This is a genomic window from uncultured Bradyrhizobium sp. (assembly GCF_936943645.1).
GTDB lineage: Bacteria > Pseudomonadota > Alphaproteobacteria > Rhizobiales > Xanthobacteraceae > Bradyrhizobium.
Window position 1 is genome coordinate 43,334 of sequence record NZ_CAKZJO010000043.1, and the last position, 19,768, is coordinate 63,101.

Genomic DNA, 19,768 nt, shown 5'->3' on the forward strand with positions numbered 1-19,768 from the left:
GCAAACCATGTCGTTTGATCGAATCTTGCGATGGGCTCTGGTTGCGATCGCAATCGCAGGTTTGGCTGCAGGTATCCTCGCGCGAGCGGCGGGCCGGCCTGATCTCGCCGATGCCGCGTGGGCGATCGGCACGGCGCCCGTGATTGCGGGATTGGCGGTCTCGATCGTCCAGGACCTCCTGCGAGGCCGCGTCGGCGTGGACGCGATCGCGCTGCTGTCGATGAGCGCGGCGTTGGCGCTCGGACAGCCGCTCGCAGGCGCCGTGGTCGCGCTGATGTATTCCGGCGGCAACGTGCTGGAGGAGATCGCGATCGCACGGGCGGAGCACGATCTGCGATCGCTGGTTGACCGGGCGCCGCGGCAGGTCCATCGCAAGTCCGGCGTGCGGATCGAGGATGTTCCGATCGAGGACGTCGCGGTCGGCGAAGAACTGCTGGTGAAGGCCGGCGAGATCGTGCCGGTCGACGGTGTCGTTGCGTCGGCCTTCGCTGCGATCGACGAGTCCGCGGTGAGCGGCGAGCCTATTCCGGTGGAGAAGAGGCGCGGAAGCGCCGTTCTGTCCGGCTCTCTGAATGCGGGCGAGACCTTCCAATTGACCGTGACCGCGGCGGCCAGCGAGAGCACCTATGCGGGCATCGTGCGCATGGTGACTGCGGCGCAAACGGCGAGAGCTCCCTTCGTGCGTCTGGCGGACCGGTATGCGCTGATCTATCTGCCGGTAACGCTCGTCATCTCGTTTGTGGCATGGCGCATCTCCGGCGACGTGACCCGCAGCCTTGCCGTGCTGGTGGCCGCGACGCCGTGCCCCCTGATCCTGGCCGCACCTGTCGCCTTCATCGCCGGGGTGGCGCGAGCGGCCCGCCGCGGCATCCTGGTCAAGGGCGGCAAGGCGCTGGAGGCCTTGGCCCGTGCGCACACGGTGCTGTTCGACAAGACCGGCACCCTGACGGTGGGCGGGGCGCGATTGCTGTCCGTAGAGGTTGCGCCGGGCGAGGATCCGGATGAGGTCCTCATGCTCGGGGCCTCGCTCGAGCAGGCCTCGCACCACGTGCTTGCGAAGGCCGTCGTCGCTGCGGCCCTCGCCCGGGGGCTCACGCTGAAGCCGCCGGAACACGTCAAGGAGACCATGGGCTCCGGCCTCAGCGGCCGGATCGACGGACGCCAGGTCATGGCGGGTTCGCGGGAGATGGTGCTCTCGCACGCCGAGCTCTCGCCATGGGAATTGCGGGCGATTCGACGTGCCTCGTGGCGTTCGGCGCTGATCGTCTTCGTCGCGGTGGACGGGCGTCTCGTCGGCGCGTTGCTGCTCGCGGACGAATTGCGCGCCGATACGCCGCGTGCGATCCGGCTGCTGCGCGATGCCGGCATCGCGCGGATGGTGATGGTCACGGGTGATCGCGCCGCCGCGGCGCAGGCCATCGGGGCAGCGCTGGATCTCGATGCCGTGCTGGCCGACCGCGTTCCCTCGGACAAGGTCGAGGCCGTGCGGAGCGAACAGCGGCTGCATCCGACCATCATGGTCGGCGACGGCATCAATGACGCCCCGGCACTGGCCGTGGCTGACACGGGGATTGCGCTCGGCGCACGCGGCGCAAGCGCCTCCTCCGAGGCGGCAGATGTGGTGATTCTCACCGATCGGCTCGATCGGGTCGGCGAAGCGATCGTCATCGCGCAGCGCGCGCGGCGCATTGCCCTGCAAAGCATCTTCGTCGGAATGGGGCTGTCGCTGGCGGCAATGGCGGCTGCCAGCCTTGGCTGGCTCGATCCGGTACCCGCCGCGATCGTTCAGGAGGTGATCGACGTGGCCGTGATTCTGAACGCATTGCGAGCGCTGAATCCGCCCCACCCGAGGGGCGGTCCGCGCCTCACCGCGGAGCAGGGGCTGACGTTGCATCACGATCATCAGGCCCTGCTCAGGGATCTCGATCGTCTCCGCCATATCGTCGATGCGCTGGACGATGCGGTGCCCGAATCCGCCGCCGCTTTGATTGGTGAAGCCGACCGACTGGTCCAGGGCAGCGTCGTGATGCACGAGCGCGAGGATGAGGACAGCGTCTATCCGAAGCTCACGGAAGTCTTGCGCGACCGCCACGGACTCTCTGCCATGAGCCGTGCGCATCGCGAGATCCTGCATCTGGCGCGGCTGCTCGCCCGGATCGCGGAGGACCTGCCGTCGGAGAAAATCGACCGCTACCTTATTCGGGACGCTCAGCGCGTGATCGAGGCGATCGAAACGCTGGTGCGCATGCACACGGCCCAGGAGGAGGATATCTACGAGGCCGTCGCGCCCTAGGCGACAGCCGCTTGTGTCGCTTCCCAACTTGCCCTGCCAGCCAGTCCCTGTAATCTGGTCAAAACAACAGGGAAGGGTTCGATGGGAGGAGTTCTGGAGGGCGTGCGTGTGCTCGATTTCGGGCGCTATATCGCAGGTCCCTATTGTGCGACCTTGCTGGCCGAATTCGGCGCCGAGGTCATTCGTGTCGAGAAGCGTGACGGCAGTGAGGATCGCTTCGTGGCGCCGGTCGGCGAGAACGGCGAAGGCGCGCTGTTTCTCCAGGTCAACCGCAACAAGAAGTGCGTCACGCTCGACCCGATGAAGCCGGAAGGGCAGGAGGTGATGCGCCGGCTGATCGCGACCGCGGACGTTGTGGTCGCCAATCTGCCGCCGCAGACCTTGCGCGCGATGAAGCTCGACTACGAGTCCCTGAAGGCGATCAAGCCCGACATCATCCTGACGACGGCAACCGCGTTCGGCGGGCCGGGGCCCTGGTCCGATCGCGTCGGCTTCGACGGCGTCGGGCAGGTGATGTCGGGATCGGTGTACATGACGGGCGCGGGCGATCCGCCGTATCGCGCCGCGGTGAACTGGGTCGATTTCGGCACCGCGCTGCATTGCGCGTTCGGCACGCTTGCCGCGCTGATCGAGCGCGGCAAATCAGGGCGCGGGCAGGTCGTCGAGGGCGCGCTGCTCGCAACCGCGTTGTCTTTCACCAATGCGACGCTGATCGAGCAGGCGGTCATCAACGTCAATCGCGTGCCGACGGGCAATCTCGGCCAGACCGCAGCGCCCGCGGACATCTACCGCACCAGGGATGGCTGGGTGCTGTGCCAGGTCACCGGCCATCCGCTGTTCAAGCGCTGGGCGCGGCTGATGGGCGAGGAGGAGCTGTGGCTGAAGGATCCGCGTTTTGCCGACGACATCAGCCGCGGCAACAACGGCGCGGTCATCAGCGAGCGGATGGCGCGCTGGTGCGCCGAGCGCACCACGCAGGAGGCCGTCGATACGCTGGGCGAGGCCATGATCCCGACCGGGCCCGTGCTCTCGCCGCAACAGGCGCTGGATCATCCGCATATCCGCGCCGCCGGCTTCATGCAGGACGTCGACTATCCCGGCCTGCCGAAGCCTGCGCCGGTGACACGGGCGGCCGTGCGTCTCTCGGAGACGCCGGGCGAGATCGCGCACCGCCCGCCGACGCTCGGCGAGCACACCGATCTCGTGCTCGGAGAGCTCGGTTACAACGAAGCCGAGATAGCGGCGCTTCGGCAAGGCGGGATCATCTAGTTCGACGCGAGCGCGGCCTTCGCCACCTCGGCCATCCAGCCCGACGCTACGGGCAGGATTGCGTCGTTGAAATCGTAGCGCGGGCCGTGCAGCTCGGCGCCGTCGCGCAAGGGCCCGTTACCGATCCAGACGAAGGCGCCCGGCCGCTGCTGCAGATAATGGGCAAAATCCTCGCCGGCCATGCTGGGGGCGAGGTCGCGGCGCAGCTCGGCGCGCACCTTCTCCGCGGCGATGCGCGCAAGGCCGGCCTCATCAGGCGTGTTGACCACCACGCCGACGCCCCAGACGATTTCGGGCGTCACCTTGACGCCGAAGCTGGTTGCGACCCCGGCGCAGCTCCGTTCGATGCCGTCGAGGATGACGTCCTTCACAGCCTCGCGGTGGTAGCGCAGCGTGCCGCGGATGGTCACGCGTCCGGCGATCTGGTTCGGCGCGGTGCCGCCTTCGATGGTGCAGAGCGACAGCACGGCGGTGTCGAGCGGATCGACGCTGCGCGCGACTACCGATTGCAGGGCCACGATCAGATGACCGGCCGCCACCACCGGATCGCGCGTCAGATGCGGCATGCCGGCGTGCCCGGCATGGCCCTCGATGGTGATGGTGATGCGGCCGCCCGAGGCCATGACGACGCCGTCGTGCACGGCGACGGTGCCGGCGGCAAGGCCCGGCCAATTGTGAAAGCCGAACACGCGCTCCATCGGAAAGCGGTCGAATAGGCCGGCCGCGACCATCGCGCGCGAGCCGCCAAAGCCTTCCTCGGCCGGCTGGAAGATGAAATCGACCGTGCCGCTCCAGCTGGAGTCGGCCGCGAGCAGCGCGGCCGCGCCGAGCAGCGAGGCGGTGTGTCCGTCATGGCCGCAGGCATGCATCACGCCCGATGTCTTCGAGGCGTAGGCAAGCCCGGTATCCTCGGTGATCGGCAGCGCATCCATGTCGGCGCGCAGGCCGACCCGCCTTTGCGCGTGCCCGCGGGTCAAGGTCGCGACGACGCCGTGGCCGCCGATGCCCGCCTCGAAGGGAATGCCCAGCTCGGTGAGCTTGTCCTGCACGAAGGCAGCGGTGGCTTGTTCCTGGAGCGACAGCTCCGGGTGCGCATGCAGGTGTTGGCGCCACGCGGTCAGTTTCTGGTGCAGCTCGGGTGTCAAGGTCGCGGTCTCTCGCACAATGTCGGTTGCCGCCACCATAGCGGATTATCCGCGGCTCGCATCCCGCGTTGGGGAATGGCTCGCGTGCAGGCACATCGTCATGGCCGGGCTTGACCCGGCCATCCACGTCTTCCGCTCGGCACAAAGAACGTGGATGCCCGGGACAAGCCCGGGCATGACGGAGCTCTACGCCGCCAGCGTCGCCAGCCCCTTCCAGTCGAAGCTGATCCCGTGTCCCGGGCGATCCGGCGCCAATGCCTTGCCGTCCTCGAGCACCAGCGGATGCGCGATGTACTTGTCGAGGCCGAACCCGTGCGCCTCAAGGTAAGAGCGGTTCGGGCAGGCGGCGAGCAGATGCACGGTGATGTCGTGCGCACCGTGGCTGGTGACGGGCAGGTTGAAGGCCTCCGCCAGCCGTGCGATCTTCATGAAGGCGGAGACGCCGCCGCAATTGGTGACGTCGGGCTCGGGATAGGACACCGCGCCGCTGGTGATGTAGTTCTTGAACTCCCACAGCGAGCGCAGATTCTCCCCTGCCGCGATCGGCACGCCGCCGGCCTGCATGATGCGCGCATGCCCGGCGACGTCGTCGGGAATGATCGGCTCTTCCAGCCAGGTGAGGTCGTAGGGCACGAAGGCGCGGGCGGCGCGGATGGCCTCCTCGACCGTCCACTTCATGTTGGCATCCGCCATCAGCGGAAAACCGTCGCCGAGATGTTGTCGCATCGCGGAGACCTTGGCGACGTCGGATTTCAGGTCCGGCCGGCCGACCTTCATCTTGATGGCGCGAAAGCCCTTGGCGAGATTGCCGTCGGTCTGCGCGAGCAGTTCCTCCACGGAGAGATCGAGGTCGATGCCGCCGGCATAGCAGGGCACGCGCGCGTCGAAGCCGCCGAGCAATCGATACAGCGGCAGCTTGGCCCGACGCGCCTTCAAGTCCCACAGCGCGATGTCGAGCGCCGAGAGCGCCAGCACCACCGGCCCGCCGCGCCCCCCATAATGCAGCGCCCACCAGACGTGATGCCAGATCGCCTCGGTATCGTCGGCCTCGCGGCCCTCGACCAGTGGCGGGATCTCACGCTTGAGGATGTCCGCCGTCGCTCCGCCATTGCGCCCCACCGTATAGGTGTAGCCCACGCCCTCGGCGCCGTCGGCATCGCGGATGCGGCAGGTGATGAGCTCGAACGCGGTGATCTCACCATGGGTAGAGTCGGACAGCGTGACGGGGAGGGGGATCCGGTAGAGGGCGGATTCGATATTTGCGATGCGCGGCATGGGGCCTCCCGATTTTTCTTTTTGCTTCGTAGGGTGGGTTAGCGCAGCGTAACCCACCATGCTTCGACGTTTGCCGAACGAAGTTGGTGGGTTACGCCTTCGGCTAGCCCACCCTACGGACTTCTCACCGCATTGTCGCAACGTGCAGCGCCAGCGCGCAGGCGCGGTCGTATTCGTCGAGGTTGATCCATTCGTCCACCGTGTGCGCCTCGTTCTGGCCGGCGCCGAAGGTCACGGTCGGAATGCCGTGACGGACCATCCAGTTGGCGTCGAGGCCGCCATTGGCGGTGCGGACGTTCGGCGTGCCGCCGACCGCGGACACGGCCTCGACCGCGCGCTTGATGACGGGCTGGCTGTCCTTCATGCGGAACGGAAAATAGTCGGTCTCGGCCTTGAACTTGACCTTGCCGGACTTGCCTTGTGCGTTCGTCACCTTCCTGGCCGCCTTCTCGAACGCGGTCTTGTAGGCCTTGGTGATCTCCTTGAAGAACTTGCCGTCATGGCTGCGGCATTCGCCGCGCACATGCACGTAATCGGTGACGACATTGGTGGCATCGCCCGCGGGGCGGCCCTCGCCGCCGGTGACGGGGCCGACATTGCTGGTGCCCATCCGCGCGCTTGCGCCCTTGCCCTTCACCACCTTGCCGAACCAGCCGCCGGCCTTCACGTCGGCCAAAGCCAGCGCCATGATCATGGTCGAGGAGATGCCGCGCTCCGGCGCGACGCCGGCATGCGAGGCGCGGCCGAAGATCTCGACAGTCCAGCGATCGGCGCCGACCGCACCGATCACGACGTTCGAGGCCGAGCCGCCGTCATAGTTGAAGGCCATCACGGGCGAGCCGAGCTCGTCCAGCTTGACGTGGCGCGCGCCGTAGAGCCCGCTCTCCTCGCGGACGCAAAACAGCAGCGTGATCGGCGGGTGATCGAGCTTCTGCTTCTCGAGCTCGGCCGCCAGCGTCACCAGCACGCCGCAGCCGCAGCGATTGTCGCCGCCGAGCGCGGTCTTGGCCTCGTTGACGATCTTGCGGCCCGATTTCTTCGGCTTGGCGCCGGCGCAGAGCGGCACAGTGTCCATGTGGGTCATGAACATGATGCGCGGCTGGTTGTGCAGCGCGCCGCGGCCGGGCAGGTCGACGATGAGGTTGCCGGTCTCGGTCGGCACGGGAATGCGCGTGTTGGCATCGTCGAGGCGGATCGCCTCGGCCGGCACGCCGGCCTCCGTCAGCGCGGCCGTGAGCTCGCGCCCGATCGCCGCCTCCTGTCCGGTCACGCCCTCGACGGCGAGGAAGCGCATGAGGCGGTCGGTGGCGGCTTTGGTGTCGACAGGCATGAGTTCATTCCCTTGATGCGCGATGCTTGTCAGCATCCCCCGCAGCACGCGGTTGTGCAAGGCGGCCTCGACGCATGAAGTCTGGCGCTGCGTTGCCAGGTGCGCATGGTCCCGGAAGCGGCCTCGACCTCGCCCTGGGGCCGGGCGAGGGATCGGCCGACGCGGGCATGGCGTCGCGCGCATAATGTGTCCGGATGTTGCTGTCTGGTGACAGCTTCGGCCGCGATTCGCCTCTAGCCTAAGGTGTTTTCTGGCGCCGCGGCACGCCAAGACCTTGCCGAAACATATTGGGGGCAATGATGCGGATCGCGGCCATTGCGGGAAGTGCCTTATTGTTCGGTGTCGGGGCGGCGAATGCCGCGGATATGGCGGTCAAGGCGAGACCGATGCCGGTCGCCGCACAGGCCTTCAGCTGGACCGGCTTCTACGTCGGCGCCAATGTCGGTGGCGCCTGGACTCCCAGCAGCGGCGGCAGTGATGGCGGATTGCTGTTCCCTGGTTTTATCGTCCTTCCTCCGGTCGCAGCCGTGCCGACACTTGTCCCTGGTCAGATCGGCACCCTTGCTGGTGATGGCCGCCGCAGCGGTGTCATCGGCGGCGGGCAGATCGGCTACAATTGGCAGGTCCAGCAGTTCGTGCTCGGCGTCGAGGCCGACGTGGTCGGCACCGGCTTGAATGGGTCCAGCGCCAGCGCATCGCGCACCTTCGGCGCCCCGCTCTTTGCGCCTGCCGTGACCCAGACGGTGACGGTCGATTTTGGTCATATCGACTGGATGGCCAGCTTCCGCGGTCGCGCCGGCGTCACGGTGGATCGGACGTTGTTCTACGTCACTGGCGGTGCCGCCGTCGCCGAGATCGGCGGTTCGCGAACCACCGTCGTCAACGGGCCGGGCATTGGCATCCCGGCGGGAACGTTCACGGCAACGAACGGCGGCTCGACCACGCGCTGGGGCTGGACCGTCGGAGGCGGCGTCGAATGGGCGTTCAACCCGAACTGGAGCCTGGCCGGCGAATACCGCTACACCGACTTCGGCAGCCGCAGCGTCACCTTCACCGTTCCCGACGGGTTGGGCGGCGTGTTCGCAACGGGCACCTCGAGTTCCCGCCTGACCGTCGAACAGGCTACCGTCAGGGTCAATTATCGCTTCGGCGGGCCGGTGGTCGCGAAGTACTGATCGGGCCCCACGGCGGCCGCGAAGCTTGGGGATGGCGTGAGCGAAGTGCTCAGCTCGTCCCGCGCAGCGGCGATGTATAGGCCAGGAAAACCAGCACGCCGAATGCCAGCATCGCTGCCATGAACAGCAGCACCGCCGGCAGCCCGGCGAAGGCGGCCACTGCACCGGTGACCGACTGCATCAGGGCGGTGCCGAGGAAAAAGGCGAGGTTCACCGCGGCCAGCGCCTTGCCCGCGGTTTGCGCGTCCACCAATTGCCGGCACATGCCGAACAGCAGCGGCTGTGCGGAGGTCGCAAGCCCGATCAGCACGAACAGCGCGAGATCATATCGCGGCGGCATGACCGGCACGCCAAACAGCCAGGCAACCGCATAATGCGGTGCGCCCAGCGCCATCAGAGCAACCAGCACGGCCGCGACTGCATGCGTGCCGGCGACGAGGTCGCGGCGGCGGCCGACCTTGCGGTCGATCATGCCCATCAGCAGCGGGCCCGCGATCATCGCCAGCGTGTAGGCGCCGAGCTGATTGCCGGCCTCGACCCGCGACAGGCCCTTGATCTCCATCAGCCATGGCCCGCCCCACAGCCCGCGCAGCACCAGCGAGGTCGCCAGCGACACCATCGCGAGCGCGATCAGCCCGCGCAGGGGCCGCGACAGGCCGAGCCTGAGCACCTCGATCATCTGCGACAGCGGCGAGGACGAGTCCTTGTGCTCGGCCGGCTGGTTCGGCACCAGCACGAACACCGCCAGCGCCACCGCGACGCCGCCGAGCGCCGAGATCCAGAACCCCGCGCGCCAGCCATATTGATCGACCACGAAGGCCAGCGGGCTCGCCGACAAGAGCATGCCGATATTGCCGATCGAGAGGATCGCGCCGGACCAGAGGCCGAAGCGCGCCGCAGACAATTGCTTCGCCGCCAGCGTCATCGGACACATCAGCATGCCCGAGGTCGCAACCCCCAGCATGAACTGTCCGACCGCAAAGCTCGCAGCGTCGGTCGCAAACCCCGACGCAATCGCGCCGACCACGGTTCCCGCAAGCAGGCTCAGCGATACCGGTCGCACGCCGAAGCGGTCCATCGCCGCGCCGACCGGGATCTGCGACGCGGCAAAAGCGAAATGATAAACCGAAGTGAGGCTCGCCAGCGCCTGCGGCTCGAGATGGAAATCCGCGGCCATGAGGTCGAGGCTGATTGCGGGAATGGTGCGCAGCAATGTCGAGAGCATGTGGCCGCAGGCGAGCGCGACGAGCGCAAAAATCAGTGCGCGGGTCGCATGTCCCGCGTCGTCGGTGGTGGCAGTCTCCATGAGTGTTTCGTCCCGGCAACTTTGGGATGGAATACGAGGTGGCAAGGGAACAGCCAATCTTGGCAGCTGAGGCCTCCATCTCATTCCGAAATGTGGTGTGTTAGTCGCGCGCTCTAGGTCCGCTCGAACGAGGGACGCTCGCTTTCGCGGACACCACCAAGCACTGATCTGAGCTTCGCCGCCTACCCTCTCTCAAGGTGACGCCAAATTGTTTACAACAATGAAGGCAGCGTTCAACTCTCTTTCCGAATAAGCTCAGCACCTTAATGTCTTGATCTCGTCTAGTTTATCTCTAACTCGAGCGCGGTAGCTCCAGCAGTGTCGTTCTGCAATAGTCGCCTCAAGCGCGCGCAGTAGCTAGATCTCAATCTAGGGGAACCTTAATGTTTTGCGCGTGATCGTCATGATCTTCTCATATCGGTGCCGTAGCGCTCCCTGTATCCCCAAAGCGCCACGTGAAGCAACATTTCAAATTACGTGAAGATCTCCGTATACCGCTTAAAATGCTTTTCAAGTTCGGGAAGCTTTCCCTTGGACATGGCTTCAAACGTTTCAGACGTCATCAACCTCATGAATGCGTCGTAGGTCAGACGAAATTCCGCGTGAACCTGTGTCACCAATTTTGTGAACAAGTGGAAGCCAAATCGCGACACCATTTTGCCCCAGCAATGCTGCAGGGTATGCGAGTTGGAGACCATAATTTTGCGCCTTGGGCGGCGCGCATAGCCGGCCCCAATTAGCATTTGACGCGCTCTCTCATGGGAAAATCGAGGGGGCGTTGCATTAAGGTCGATCGAAGCAAGAGGCTTGTTCCTATCAAAAATAGGTTTATGGCCACGAAACGAAAGAGCGATTTCGCTCTCGCACCAAGGCTGTACGTCCTTCTTAAAGCGAGCCATTTCATTCGAGATGCTCGTCAAAATTTCCTGGCCTCTAGCATCACGTGGAAAAAATCGAAGAAAAACACCTTCCAATGCAATCTCTGAGATCGCGTCATTCTCCCAACTGTATCCGTAAGTATAAGCTACCCTACTCTGGGTCAGCTCACGCTGACAATGCCAGTCGAAATCTCGGTCAAAGCAAACGATTGCCGTGGCTATGGAATGCGTTGTGGCGTCCTGTGCGATCAGTTTTAGCGTCGATTTACTGCCAATCGACTTGAAATGGTAAGTCCGCTTCGCACCAAGAAAAGATGCCGTGCGACGCCAAAAATCGCAGTCCAATGTGGATTCGTCGCCGCCGCCAGAAAGAGCCGCAGTTACTCCCAATGGCTCCCCGCCTTCGCAAAATACGATCGAGTCTACGCGAAAAAACAGATGGAGATTGGCTATCCCGCTCGGAGTCCGACGAAAGCTCATGGGATTATAGTCTCCATGTCGAACGTCTTGTCCGCCAGAGAGCCAACGATGTCAGGCGAATGTGTAGCCGCAATGATTTGCGCGTGTTCATTGAGAGCGCGCAAGCTAGGTACAAGCTTCTCCTGCCAACTCACATGTAACGACAGCTCAGGTTCGTCCGCTATATAAACTGAGGGGCGTTGGCGCTGCAGGAGAACCTCGCTGAGCAAGATGAGAAGCTGCTTCTCTCCGCTGGATAGCATTTCGGCGGTCAACGCTTTTCCGCTGCGGCTAATGAAGACAAGTTCATTGCTGTCGCTAATCTCAACTTTCTTTCTCTGAAGTAGATCGTTGACGATCGTAATAAATTGATCTCGCTGGGCGAAGATAACCTTTAGTTGCTCTTGTAGTTTGTGCCATCGCTCTGTTACCTCGCTTATCTTTCTTAGGGAAACAAGAAGAGCGAAGTCTTCGGCGGTTATTCCTTGATCTGTCGCCTTATTGAGAGCGGCTTGGGCTCGTTCAAAGAACGACTTAATGAGCTTGTCTATCCCAGAATTCTGAACGTGTAGTTCCTTGAAGATCTCGGCCATCGTCATTTCGTGTTCTTGGGATCGGCCGACTTCGTTCCTGTCGAAAATCTGGCCGACGCTAGGGAGCTGAAGTAAGGAAACGAAAATGTATTCTTGGAATTCTCGGACTTTGTCGTCCTTTTGTTTGGAGAATGTCGCGAAGTAGCGGACCAGCTCGTTCGATAAGGTTTCAAGCTTTCTATCGACCATCGATTCATAAGCGCGAGCGTCCCGCTCCGAATAGTCGGAAATGGCGCGGTGGACCGATAACCATTGGACTTGGACCAAATCTGATAGAAGTTTGGACAACGCGGGAGATCGTCGTCGATGAGCCTCGGTGGTCCATCGGCGAACGACACGATCGCCTCGGAGTACGACCTCTTCGGGGTCGCCCATCACGAATCGAGCTTCTTCGCCAGCTTCGGTTTTACGTATGCGCCATTCGATGGCGGTATTGGAGCGTTCGTTTGCTACAATCTTCGTGACAACTATGGACGGCGATTTTTCTTCTTTTGTCGAATTCAGTATGATGGTGATTTTCTTAAAGGGAATTCGCGCTAGCGTCGGAAGATCAATCGTGAGCGCAGCAGCAATCAGATTGATTAGTGTTGTTTTGCCCGTACCGTTCGGGCCAATGAAGAAGTTGACATCGGGATCGAGCCTGAGCCTAAGACTATGAGTCTCCCAAAATCCTTCCACTTCAATTCGGCGTATATGATGCATTGCACGGTTCGCTTGTTGCTTGCTATTGGATGAGAGCATCTTTGAGTTTGCTTTTCAAGCTAGCACCCGCGCCAGATGTAGCGCTTCGCATTCTGTAGTGCCGGAGTATGTAGCTCTGTAGAAGGCTAGGTGGCGGGCTAAAATTCGAACGAAAGCACATCGAGCAGGCTTCGTCTGAGGCCAGCAAGAATCTCTGTTCAGGGGAGTTGGCTTTAGCGGCCGCTATGGCTTCAACTTTCGTAGCATCCTCCCCGTCTCATCGAGCAACTCCATTGCGGCTCTTTGCTCTGCAATCACGTCGCTCGTGAACGCGCCGTGCTTGCGCGCGTTGCGGTTGCCCCGTGGCGCCCCGGATCCTGGGGCGCCGCCGTGCAGGCGGCAACGGGTCTTGCCGCGCATCGCCGGCGCGCGGCAGGTGTGGCCTGCGCGAGTCCCGGCGCCGCAGCGCGGGCTCGAAGACATCGCGCCCGTGTTGCGGGTGTGACCAGCACTCATGGGGCGCCGCCAATCGAGGCGTTGGCGCGGTCGTGTTCGTGTTGGCCCTGATGTATCGCCGTGCCCGGCTCGGCAGCGATCAGATGCGCGTGCTGCGCGACATTCCCCACGATCGCGCTGCCGCCGTCCTGCACCGACAGGTTCTGCACCGTGATCGGGCGCTCGCCATTGCCGCGGTGGCGATTGAGGGCTTCCATCTGCGCCGCGAAGGTGCGGGCCAGCCGGGTCAATGTGCGCGAAAGGCCCTCCTGCTGCGGAATGCCTTCGGCAAAGGCGAGGCGGCAGGCAAAGCGCATGGTCGCGACGTGGACGGACACCATCTGCGCCGTCAGCATGGTCTCGAGGGAATCCCGCGGCGCAATGCCTTTCATCATCGAGATCATGAAAGCTAGATTGTCCTCGTCGGGCTTCTGCAGGATTACGCTGGCTTTCATCAATTGCTTGAGGATGCCATGCAGGGCGTCCTGATCGACGGCGCCGAGCGCTTCGCCCATCAAATGCTCGCCGGTCTCCGCGTCCGGATGCTGAATTGCGATCCGCTGTCCGGTGAGCTTGACCCGCGGGGTGGACCTGCTGCCGTATTTGGCGATTGGCGTCGTGCTGTTGCGTGTCATGGCTGTTGTCATGTCGATGTCTCCTCTGAGCCCACGGCACGCGCGAGCAGGCTCCTCGTGCGAAGCCGGCCCTGTCGGTTGCCGTGCGGCGGTTGCGTTTTCGAATGTCGATGCTGGGCTTGTGCGCGATCGAGGCGAGGCCCACATGAGGATGGAGGCCGATTGCTCACGCGGATCGCGATGATGGCAATATGCCCCTGTTTTGCCCGACGAGTCAAAATCGATTTCGTAACATCCGAAGGCTTCGGCCTGGCGTAAGTCCTTGTTTCGACAGGGGCCGTCTACTGTGCATGGGGTTGTTTTCGCATTTTTTGTTGGAAGCGGTGTGGACCTGCCGTGCGGCGGAATGCCGGCGCCCAAACGCGATTGCGAAATCCGGCGCGACGGCTATTCATGATCCCCGGATGCGCCGCACCAACAAACATGCACAAGCGGCGCCGCGAGGTCTGGGGAGAAAACCGATGCAACGAACCGCCCGTCTGCTGGCTGTCATCGCCGGATTGTGCGCCGCTGCGCTGTCGACGGGGGCCATGGCCCAGAAATATCCGGTGCGGCCGGTCAAGGTCATGGTCGGCTTCAGCGCGGGCGGGCCGGTCGATGTCGTCGCGCGCATCATCGGCGATCGCATCAGTAACAAGCTCGGGCAGCCCTTCGTCGTCGAGAACCGTGCCGGCGCCAACGGCATGATCGCCGCCGAAGGTGTCGCGCATGCCGAGGGCGACGGCTACACCATGCTCGCCTGCAACTCCTCCACCATCACGCTCAACAAGACGCTGTTCAAGGATATCCGCTACGACCCTGAAAAGGATTTCGCGCCGCTCACCACCGTCGTCTCGGCGCCGCTGGTGCTGGTGGTCAATCCGGAGAATCCCAAGACCGCTGACATCAAGACTGTCGCCGATCTCGTCGCGGCCGCGAAGGCCGCGCCCGGTGCGCTCGCCTACGGCTCGGGCGGCAACGGCAACCTTGCCCATCTCGCCATGGAGCTGCTGAGTCAGAAGGCCGGCATCAAGCTGATCCATGTGCCCTATCGTGGCGGCTCGGCCTCCGAGGTCGGCCTCCTCGCGCAGGAGGTGCTGGCCGTGTTCGATCCGCTCTCCGCGGTGCCGCTGGTCAAGGCCGGCAAGCTGCGTGCGCTCGCAGTATCCTCGGCCGAGCGGTTGCCCTCACTGCCCGACGTGCCCACCGTTGCGGAAGCTGGCTATCCCGGCTTCGACATCTCGTTCTGGGTCGGCTTCTTCATGCCGAAGGCGACGCCGGCGCCGATCCTTCAGACGCTGCACCAGGAGATCATCGCGGCGGCCAGGGATCCGGCGGTCGCGGAGAAGCTCGGCTCGCAAGGCGTCGTCAGCGTGCTCAGCCCCGCCGACTACGCCGCCAAGATCGCAAAGGAGACGAAGGACCTCGCCGAGGTCGTGGCGGCGGCGAACATCAAGGCGGAGTAGGCGCGGCTAGAGCCAAAGAATCTGCTTGCGATAGCCGAGATCGTCGCGCAGCGGCGCTGCCGGTCCCTGATGGAACACCGCGCCGCGCTCCAGCGCGAAGACGCGGTCGGCGAGCGCAAGCACGAGGTCGAGATTGTGCTCGACGATCACGATCGACATCTGCGTGCGGAGCTGGTCGAACACCCCGAACAGCTCGAGCGTCACCGCCGGCGCGAGGCCCTCGAACGGCTCGTCCAGCAGCAACAGGCGCACATTGCCCGACATGGCACGCGCGACCGCCACCATCTGCTGCTCTCCGCCGGAGAGGTAGTCGGCGGCGATGTTCATGCGTTCCTTCAGGCGCGGGAAATAGTGCAGGATCTGCTCCTCGTCCCACACCACGCCGTCGCTGCCGTCGGTCTTGCGGGCGAGGCGCCCGAGCGCGAGGTTCTCGCGCACGGTCATGCCGGCGAACAGCCCGCGGCCCTGTGGCACGTAGCCGACGCCGCGGCGGGCGATGTCGGGTGCGGGAAGCCGCGCGATATCCGCGCCGCGATAGGCGATGGAGCCTGAGGCCGCCGGCACGAGGCCGGCGACGGTCTTGAGCAGCGTCGACTTGCCGGCGCCGTTGCGCCCGAGCAGCGCGACGATCTCGCCCGCGCGGACGTCGAGCGCGGCGTCGTTGAGGATGTGGCTCTTGCCGTAGAAGGTGTTGACGCCCTCGAGCCGCAACACGGTCTCGCGGGCACCGGCATCTCCGATGTTGTGCTGATGGACAACGGCGGGAATGCCCTTGCCGGTATAGATCTCCTGCACCCGCAGGTCGGCGCGCACGGCTTTGGGGCAGTCCGACATCAGCACGGCGCCCTGGTTCATCACGGTCACGATCTGCGAGAAGCCGAGCACGCGGTCGATGTCGTGCTCGACGATCAGCACCGGGATGTTGGCCGCGATGTTCCTGACGAGGTTCGACACGCGCTCGCGCTCCGCCGCGGCAAGACCCGCCAGCGGCTCGTCCAGCAGCAGCACCTGCGGCTTTGAGCCAAGCGCGATGCCGAGGTCGACCAGGCGCTGCCCGCCATAGGAGAGCTCGCCGCCCTCGATCTCCTCGATGCCTTCGAGCCCGAGGAATTTGACGAGCGCCGCGGTCTCGGCGTGGATGTCCTGGTAGGCATCGATGTCGTTCCAGACGTTGAAGCGCATGGGCCGGCGCGCCTGCAGCGACAGGCGGAGGTTCTCGTAGATCGAGAGGCCGCGAAACAGATTGGTGATCTGGAACGAGCGCGCCAGCCCCTGATGGCAGATCAGATCGGCGGGAACACCGGCGATGTCGCGACCGTTCAGGCGGATGGTGCCGCGGTCGGGCGCGTAGAGGCCGGAGATCAGGTTGAACAGCGTGGTCTTGCCGGCGCCGTTTGGCCCGATCAGCGCGTGGATCTCGCCGGCGGCAACCGTGATGCTGGCGTTCTCGACGGCGCGGATGCCGCCGAAATTTCGGAAGACGCCGCTGACGTCCAACACGGTGCCCTTGAGTGCCTCCGGCCGCAGGAAGTCAGGGAGCGGCAGGCCGTCATAGATCTTGCGGCGGCTCATCGCAGCGGTTTCTTCCGTGAGGGGGCGCAGGCGCCGCATGATCAGCGAACCGATGCCGACGAGGCCGCCGGGCGAATACATCACGAAGGCCACGAAGGTGAGGCCGAACCAGAACAGCCAGTCCGACGTCCAGATCGAGAACAGCTCGCGGAACAGGATGAAGAACAGTGCGCCGAGTGCTGGACCCAGCAGGCTGCGCATGCCGCCGATCACGACCATGGCCAGCAGCTCGCCGGCGAACGGCACCGAGACCGCTTCGGCCGAGACGAGGTAGTTGAGAAAGCCGATCAGCGCGCCGGCGAGCCCGGTGACGACGGCCGAGATCACGAACACCGCGAGCTTGTAGCGCTCGACCGGATAGCCCTGAAAGCTCGCGCGCAACTGGTTCTCGCGGATTGCGACCAGCACATGGCCGAACGGCGAGCGCACCAGGCGCATCAGCACGTAGAGCACCGCAAGCCCGATCAGCGCGACCACGACATAGTAGTTGAGCGCGGCGTCGAGGCTGAGGGTGCCGATGCTGCCGCGCTTCAGCCCGCCAAGCCCGTCCTCGCCGCCGGTCAGGCTCGTCCAGCGGAAGGCGGTGGTGTAGACGAGGGCTGCCAGTGCCAAGGTCAGCAGCGAGAAATAGACGCCGCGCCGGCGCAGGATCAGCATGCCGATGGCCGTCGCAGCGATGGCGACGACGACCATCGATCCCACGAGCGGCAGCCAGATTTCACCAGGGAAGTAGCGCAGCTGGATCAGGCCGGCGGCATAGGCGCCGACGCCGAACCAGGCGCTGTGGCCGAACGAGACGAGGCCGGTATAGCCGATGCAGAGATTGAGCCCCATCGTCGCGATCGCAAGGCCGACGATCCACGTGCCCGTGTTCAGCGACAGCCCGAATGCTCTCAGCAGGAACGGCAGCGCGATGACCGCAAGGGTCGCGATCAAGAGCGGCTTCAGCCTGTCGATGGCGGAGGCCGGTCTCATTCGAACTTCTCGATGCGTTCGCCGAGCAGGCCGCGCGGACGCACCAGCAGCACCAGGAACATCAAGATGTAGATCGAGGCTTCGCCGGCCGCGGGCTCGAAATGGATGGCGACACCGCGCACCACGCCGACGAGGAGTGCTGCGATGACGACGCCCCAGAAGCTGCCGAGGCCCCCGATCACGACCACGACGAAGGCGATGGTCATGATCTCGGCGCCCATCGCCGGGTGCACCGTCGTGATCGGTGCGAAGAAGGCGCCGCCGAGTGCGGCCATGCCGACGCCGAGCATGACGATCGCGGTCATATAGGGCTGCAGGCGGATGCCGAGCGCGGCGACCATGTCGGGCCGCTGGATGCCGGCGCGCACCACACGTCCGAACGAGGTCTTTTGCAACAGCAGCCAGACGCCGAGCAGGATCGCGGCGACCACGGCGAGGATCAGCAGGCGATAGCGCGAGAACAGGAAATCACCGACGATGACCGAGCCGCGAAAGCTCTGCGGGATTTCGGTGGAGACGGGCGCGGCGCCCCAGATCATGCGGATCGCCTGTTCCGCGACCATCGCAAGGCCGAAGGTCACGAGCAGGCTCAGGATCGGATCGGCGGTGTAGAACCGGCGCAGGATGAAGCGCTCGAACAGGATGCCGAGCAGGGCGACCGCGAAGGGGGAGACAACAACGGAGGGGCCGAAGCCGAGACGCTTCGTCAGCTCGACGCAGACATAGGCCCCTAACGCATAGAAGGCACCATGGGCGAGATTGACGATGCCGCCCACGGAGAAGATCAGCGACAGCCCGAGCGCGATGAGCAGGTAATAGCCTCCGAGCACGAGGCCATTCACCACCTGTTCCGCTAAGAACTCGAACTGCATGTTGCGTCCAGGCCGCGCGTCAGGCCTTCATCTCGCAAGGGTTCTGCTCTTTGGTCGGATAGATCGTCTCCAGCGGGTCGTTCGCCGCCGGCACCGCCTCGCCCAGCACCAGCATGTCCCACTGGTCTTTCATCTGGTCCTTCGGCTTCACCGTGAAGGGATAGGCCTCCTGCACGAGCTGGTGGTCCCAACTGCGGAAATAGGCCTTTCGCGCTTTGCCGATGTCGAACTGGGTCTGTTTCTCGAAATAGGCGATCAGCTCGCCGCTCTCGGTCGATTTCGTGGTGTTGATCGCCTCCGCCAGCAGCTTCAACGTGACGTAGTCGATCCAGGCGTGGTTCTCCGGCGGCTTGCCGTATTTCTTGGTGAAGGCCGCGACGAAGGCCTTCGAGGCCGGATTGTCCAGCGTGTGATACCAGACCGTCGGCCAGGTGCCGCTGAGATTGCCGGCGCCCGCTGCCCAGGCATCGCCGGTGTTGAGGTTGAAGCCGACCAGCGGATAAGGCAGGCCGAACTCGGCATATTGCTTGACGAGATTGGTGACCTGGTTGCCGGCGAGATTGCAGCAGACCACGTCGGGCTTGGCCTGCCGAACCTTCAGCAGATACGGGCTGAAATCGGTGGCATCGGTCGGGATCAGCTCGTCGCCGATCAGATTGGCGTCGTGCGTGCCGAAGAAGGCCTTCGCGGCCTTCAACAGGTCATGGCCGAAGATGTAGTCGGCCGTGAGCGTGAAGAACTTCTTGCCCTTCACCATGCCCTTTTGCGACAGCGCGGTGCCGACCGCGTTCACCATCACGGTGTTCGGGATGTCGCAGTGGAACGAATATTTGTTGCAGTTCTTGCCGCGCAGCGCGTCCGAGCGGGCGCCGGTCGAGAAGAACATCTTCTTGTTGCGCTCGGCGACCTGCATGATGGTGAGCGAAGACGCCGAGGAGATCTCGCCCAGCAGCACCACGGCGCCATCCTGCTCCAGCATGCGCTGCGCCTTGGTGGCGGCGGTGGCTGGATTGATCGAGTCTTCCGAGATGAGGTCGATCTGTTTGCCGAGCACGCCGCCGGAGGCGTTGATCTCCTCGGCCGCGAGCTTCACGCCTAGCTGCGCATAGCTGCCGATCACGCCGAGAAAGCCCGTCAGCGGCGTCAGATGGCCGATCCGGATCTTGTCGGCCTGCGCTCTGACGATGGCCGGAAACCCCAGTGCGGACGCGCCGACGAAGGCTGCGCCCGCGCGTAACACCGTCCGTCGCGGATAGCGGATCATGTCTGTCTCCTCCCGGGTGCATCGGTTGTCCCTTCTTCAAATCGGGTGTCCGATATTGTGAGAGACGTTTTTCTAATGCTGGAGGATAATCCCGAACGTCATCGCC

Annotated in this window: 15 protein-coding genes; 4 read left to right on the forward strand and 11 right to left on the reverse strand. The window is 64.2% G+C overall.

The features are described from left to right. The first annotated feature begins 7 nt into the window (after positions 1–7). A complete protein-coding gene (locus tag Q0743_RS06260) occupies positions 8–2,293 on the forward strand; it encodes a heavy metal translocating P-type ATPase (RefSeq protein WP_298240703.1) in 2,286 nt (761 codons plus the stop codon). A gap of 81 nt (positions 2,294–2,374) precedes the next feature. Continuing rightward, positions 2,375–3,562 (forward strand): CoA transferase, encoded by a 1,188-nt coding sequence (locus Q0743_RS06265; RefSeq protein WP_298240704.1) that lies wholly within the window; start codon positions 2,375–2,377, stop codon positions 3,560–3,562. Here the strand turns inward: Q0743_RS06265 and Q0743_RS06270 are convergent. The 3 genes from Q0743_RS06270 to Q0743_RS06280 all read right to left on the reverse strand — a co-directional run bounded on the left by Q0743_RS06270 (position 3,559) and on the right by Q0743_RS06280 (position 7,312). Then, the gene (locus Q0743_RS06270) at positions 3,559–4,707 is read right to left on the reverse strand and encodes an amidohydrolase (RefSeq protein ID WP_298240705.1); all 1,149 of its coding nucleotides are present in this window, start codon (positions 4,705–4,707) and stop codon (positions 3,559–3,561) included. The genes Q0743_RS06265 and Q0743_RS06270 overlap by 4 nt on opposite strands. A 186-nt stretch (positions 4,708–4,893) precedes the next feature. Further along, complete coding sequence (locus Q0743_RS06275) at positions 4,894–5,982, reverse strand: mandelate racemase/muconate lactonizing enzyme family protein (protein ID WP_298240706.1); 1,089 nt, start codon at positions 5,980–5,982, stop codon at positions 4,894–4,896. 124 nt (positions 5,983–6,106) lie between these two features. Then, positions 6,107–7,312 (reverse strand): M20/M25/M40 family metallo-hydrolase, encoded by a 1,206-nt coding sequence (locus Q0743_RS06280; RefSeq protein WP_298240707.1) that lies wholly within the window; start codon positions 7,310–7,312, stop codon positions 6,107–6,109. Between the two features lie 299 nt (positions 7,313–7,611). Between Q0743_RS06280 and Q0743_RS06285 the strand changes: the two genes are divergently transcribed. Next, positions 7,612–8,487 carry an outer membrane beta-barrel protein gene (locus Q0743_RS06285; protein ID WP_298240708.1) on the forward strand — a complete coding sequence of 292 codons (876 nt, stop codon included), beginning with the start codon at positions 7,612–7,614 and terminating at the stop codon, positions 8,485–8,487. Between the two features lie 49 nt (positions 8,488–8,536). On the opposite strand, the gene Q0743_RS06290 is transcribed toward Q0743_RS06285, so the two are convergent. From Q0743_RS06290 to Q0743_RS06310, 5 genes are all read right to left on the reverse strand, one after another. Continuing rightward, positions 8,537–9,793, reverse strand: coding sequence for an MFS transporter (locus Q0743_RS06290; RefSeq protein ID WP_298240709.1), 1,257 nt, complete (start codon positions 9,791–9,793; stop codon positions 8,537–8,539). 473 nt (positions 9,794–10,266) lie between these two features. Continuing rightward, positions 10,267–11,151 carry a DUF4435 domain-containing protein gene (locus Q0743_RS06295; protein WP_298240710.1) on the reverse strand — a complete coding sequence of 295 codons (885 nt, stop codon included), beginning with the start codon at positions 11,149–11,151 and terminating at the stop codon, positions 10,267–10,269. After that, on the reverse strand, positions 11,148–12,464 hold the full coding sequence (locus tag Q0743_RS06300; RefSeq protein WP_298240711.1) for an AAA family ATPase: 1,317 nt from the start codon (positions 12,462–12,464) through the stop codon (positions 11,148–11,150). Before Q0743_RS06300 ends, Q0743_RS06295 begins: the two co-directional genes overlap by 4 nt. Before the next feature lie 183 nt (positions 12,465–12,647). Beyond that, a complete protein-coding gene (locus Q0743_RS06305; RefSeq protein WP_367184853.1) occupies positions 12,648–12,920 on the reverse strand; it encodes an HGGxSTG domain-containing protein in 273 nt (90 codons plus the stop codon). Further along, positions 12,917–13,546: a hypothetical protein gene (locus tag Q0743_RS06310; RefSeq protein ID WP_298240712.1), complete on the reverse strand. Its 630-nt coding sequence runs from the start codon at positions 13,544–13,546 to the stop codon at positions 12,917–12,919. Before Q0743_RS06310 ends, Q0743_RS06305 begins: the two co-directional genes overlap by 4 nt. Positions 13,547–13,995: 449 nt before the next feature. Between Q0743_RS06310 and Q0743_RS06315 the strand changes: the two genes are divergently transcribed. Beyond that, complete coding sequence (locus Q0743_RS06315; protein WP_298240713.1) at positions 13,996–14,979, forward strand: tripartite tricarboxylate transporter substrate binding protein; 984 nt, start codon at positions 13,996–13,998, stop codon at positions 14,977–14,979. Positions 14,980–14,985: 6 nt separating this feature from the next. Here the strand turns inward: Q0743_RS06315 and Q0743_RS06320 are convergent, their stop codons facing one another. Genes Q0743_RS06320 through Q0743_RS06330 form a run of 3 tightly spaced genes read right to left on the reverse strand, consistent with a single transcriptional unit; the run spans position 14,986 to position 19,662 of the window. Next, complete coding sequence (locus Q0743_RS06320; RefSeq protein ID WP_298240714.1) at positions 14,986–17,526, reverse strand: branched-chain amino acid ABC transporter ATP-binding protein/permease; 2,541 nt, start codon at positions 17,524–17,526, stop codon at positions 14,986–14,988. Then, entirely contained in the window at positions 17,523–18,398 is an 876-nt protein-coding gene (locus tag Q0743_RS06325) for a branched-chain amino acid ABC transporter permease (RefSeq protein WP_298240715.1), read from the reverse strand. The genes Q0743_RS06320 and Q0743_RS06325 overlap by 4 nt, the downstream gene beginning before the upstream one ends. 19 nt (positions 18,399–18,417) lie before the next feature. Continuing rightward, positions 18,418–19,662, reverse strand: coding sequence for an ABC transporter substrate-binding protein (locus Q0743_RS06330; RefSeq protein WP_298240716.1), 1,245 nt, complete (start codon positions 19,660–19,662; stop codon positions 18,418–18,420). Positions 19,663–19,768 lie beyond the last annotated feature (106 nt).

What these genes read in the sequence shown, in the direction of transcription:
- Q0743_RS06260 (WP_298240703.1), top strand. Translation starts at nt 8, where the DNA reads ATGTCGTTTGATCGAATCTTGCGATGGGCTCTGGTTGCGATCGCAATC.
- Q0743_RS06265 (WP_298240704.1), top strand. Translation starts at nt 2,375, where the DNA reads ATGGGAGGAGTTCTGGAGGGCGTGCGTGTGCTCGATTTCGGGCGCTAT.
- Q0743_RS06275 (WP_298240706.1), bottom strand. Translation starts at nt 5,982, where the DNA reads ATGCCGCGCATCGCAAATATCGAATCCGCCCTCTACCGGATCCCCCTC.
- Q0743_RS06280 (WP_298240707.1), bottom strand. Translation starts at nt 7,312, where the DNA reads ATGCCTGTCGACACCAAAGCCGCCACCGACCGCCTCATGCGCTTCCTC.
- Q0743_RS06285 (WP_298240708.1), top strand. Translation starts at nt 7,612, where the DNA reads ATGCGGATCGCGGCCATTGCGGGAAGTGCCTTATTGTTCGGTGTCGGG.
- Q0743_RS06290 (WP_298240709.1), bottom strand. Translation starts at nt 9,793, where the DNA reads ATGGAGACTGCCACCACCGACGACGCGGGACATGCGACCCGCGCACTG.
- Q0743_RS06295 (WP_298240710.1), bottom strand. Translation starts at nt 11,151, where the DNA reads ATGAGCTTTCGTCGGACTCCGAGCGGGATAGCCAATCTCCATCTGTTT.
- Q0743_RS06300 (WP_298240711.1), bottom strand. Translation starts at nt 12,464, where the DNA reads ATGCTCTCATCCAATAGCAAGCAACAAGCGAACCGTGCAATGCATCAT.
- Q0743_RS06305 (WP_367184853.1), bottom strand. Translation starts at nt 12,920, where the DNA reads ATGAGTGCTGGTCACACCCGCAACACGGGCGCGATGTCTTCGAGCCCG.
- Q0743_RS06310 (WP_298240712.1), bottom strand. Translation starts at nt 13,546, where the DNA reads ATGACAACAGCCATGACACGCAACAGCACGACGCCAATCGCCAAATAC.
- Q0743_RS06315 (WP_298240713.1), top strand. Translation starts at nt 13,996, where the DNA reads ATGCAACGAACCGCCCGTCTGCTGGCTGTCATCGCCGGATTGTGCGCC.
- Q0743_RS06320 (WP_298240714.1), bottom strand. Translation starts at nt 17,526, where the DNA reads ATGAGACCGGCCTCCGCCATCGACAGGCTGAAGCCGCTCTTGATCGCG.
- Q0743_RS06325 (WP_298240715.1), bottom strand. Translation starts at nt 18,398, where the DNA reads ATGCAGTTCGAGTTCTTAGCGGAACAGGTGGTGAATGGCCTCGTGCTC.
- Q0743_RS06330 (WP_298240716.1), bottom strand. Translation starts at nt 19,662, where the DNA reads ATGATCCGCTATCCGCGACGGACGGTGTTACGCGCGGGCGCAGCCTTC.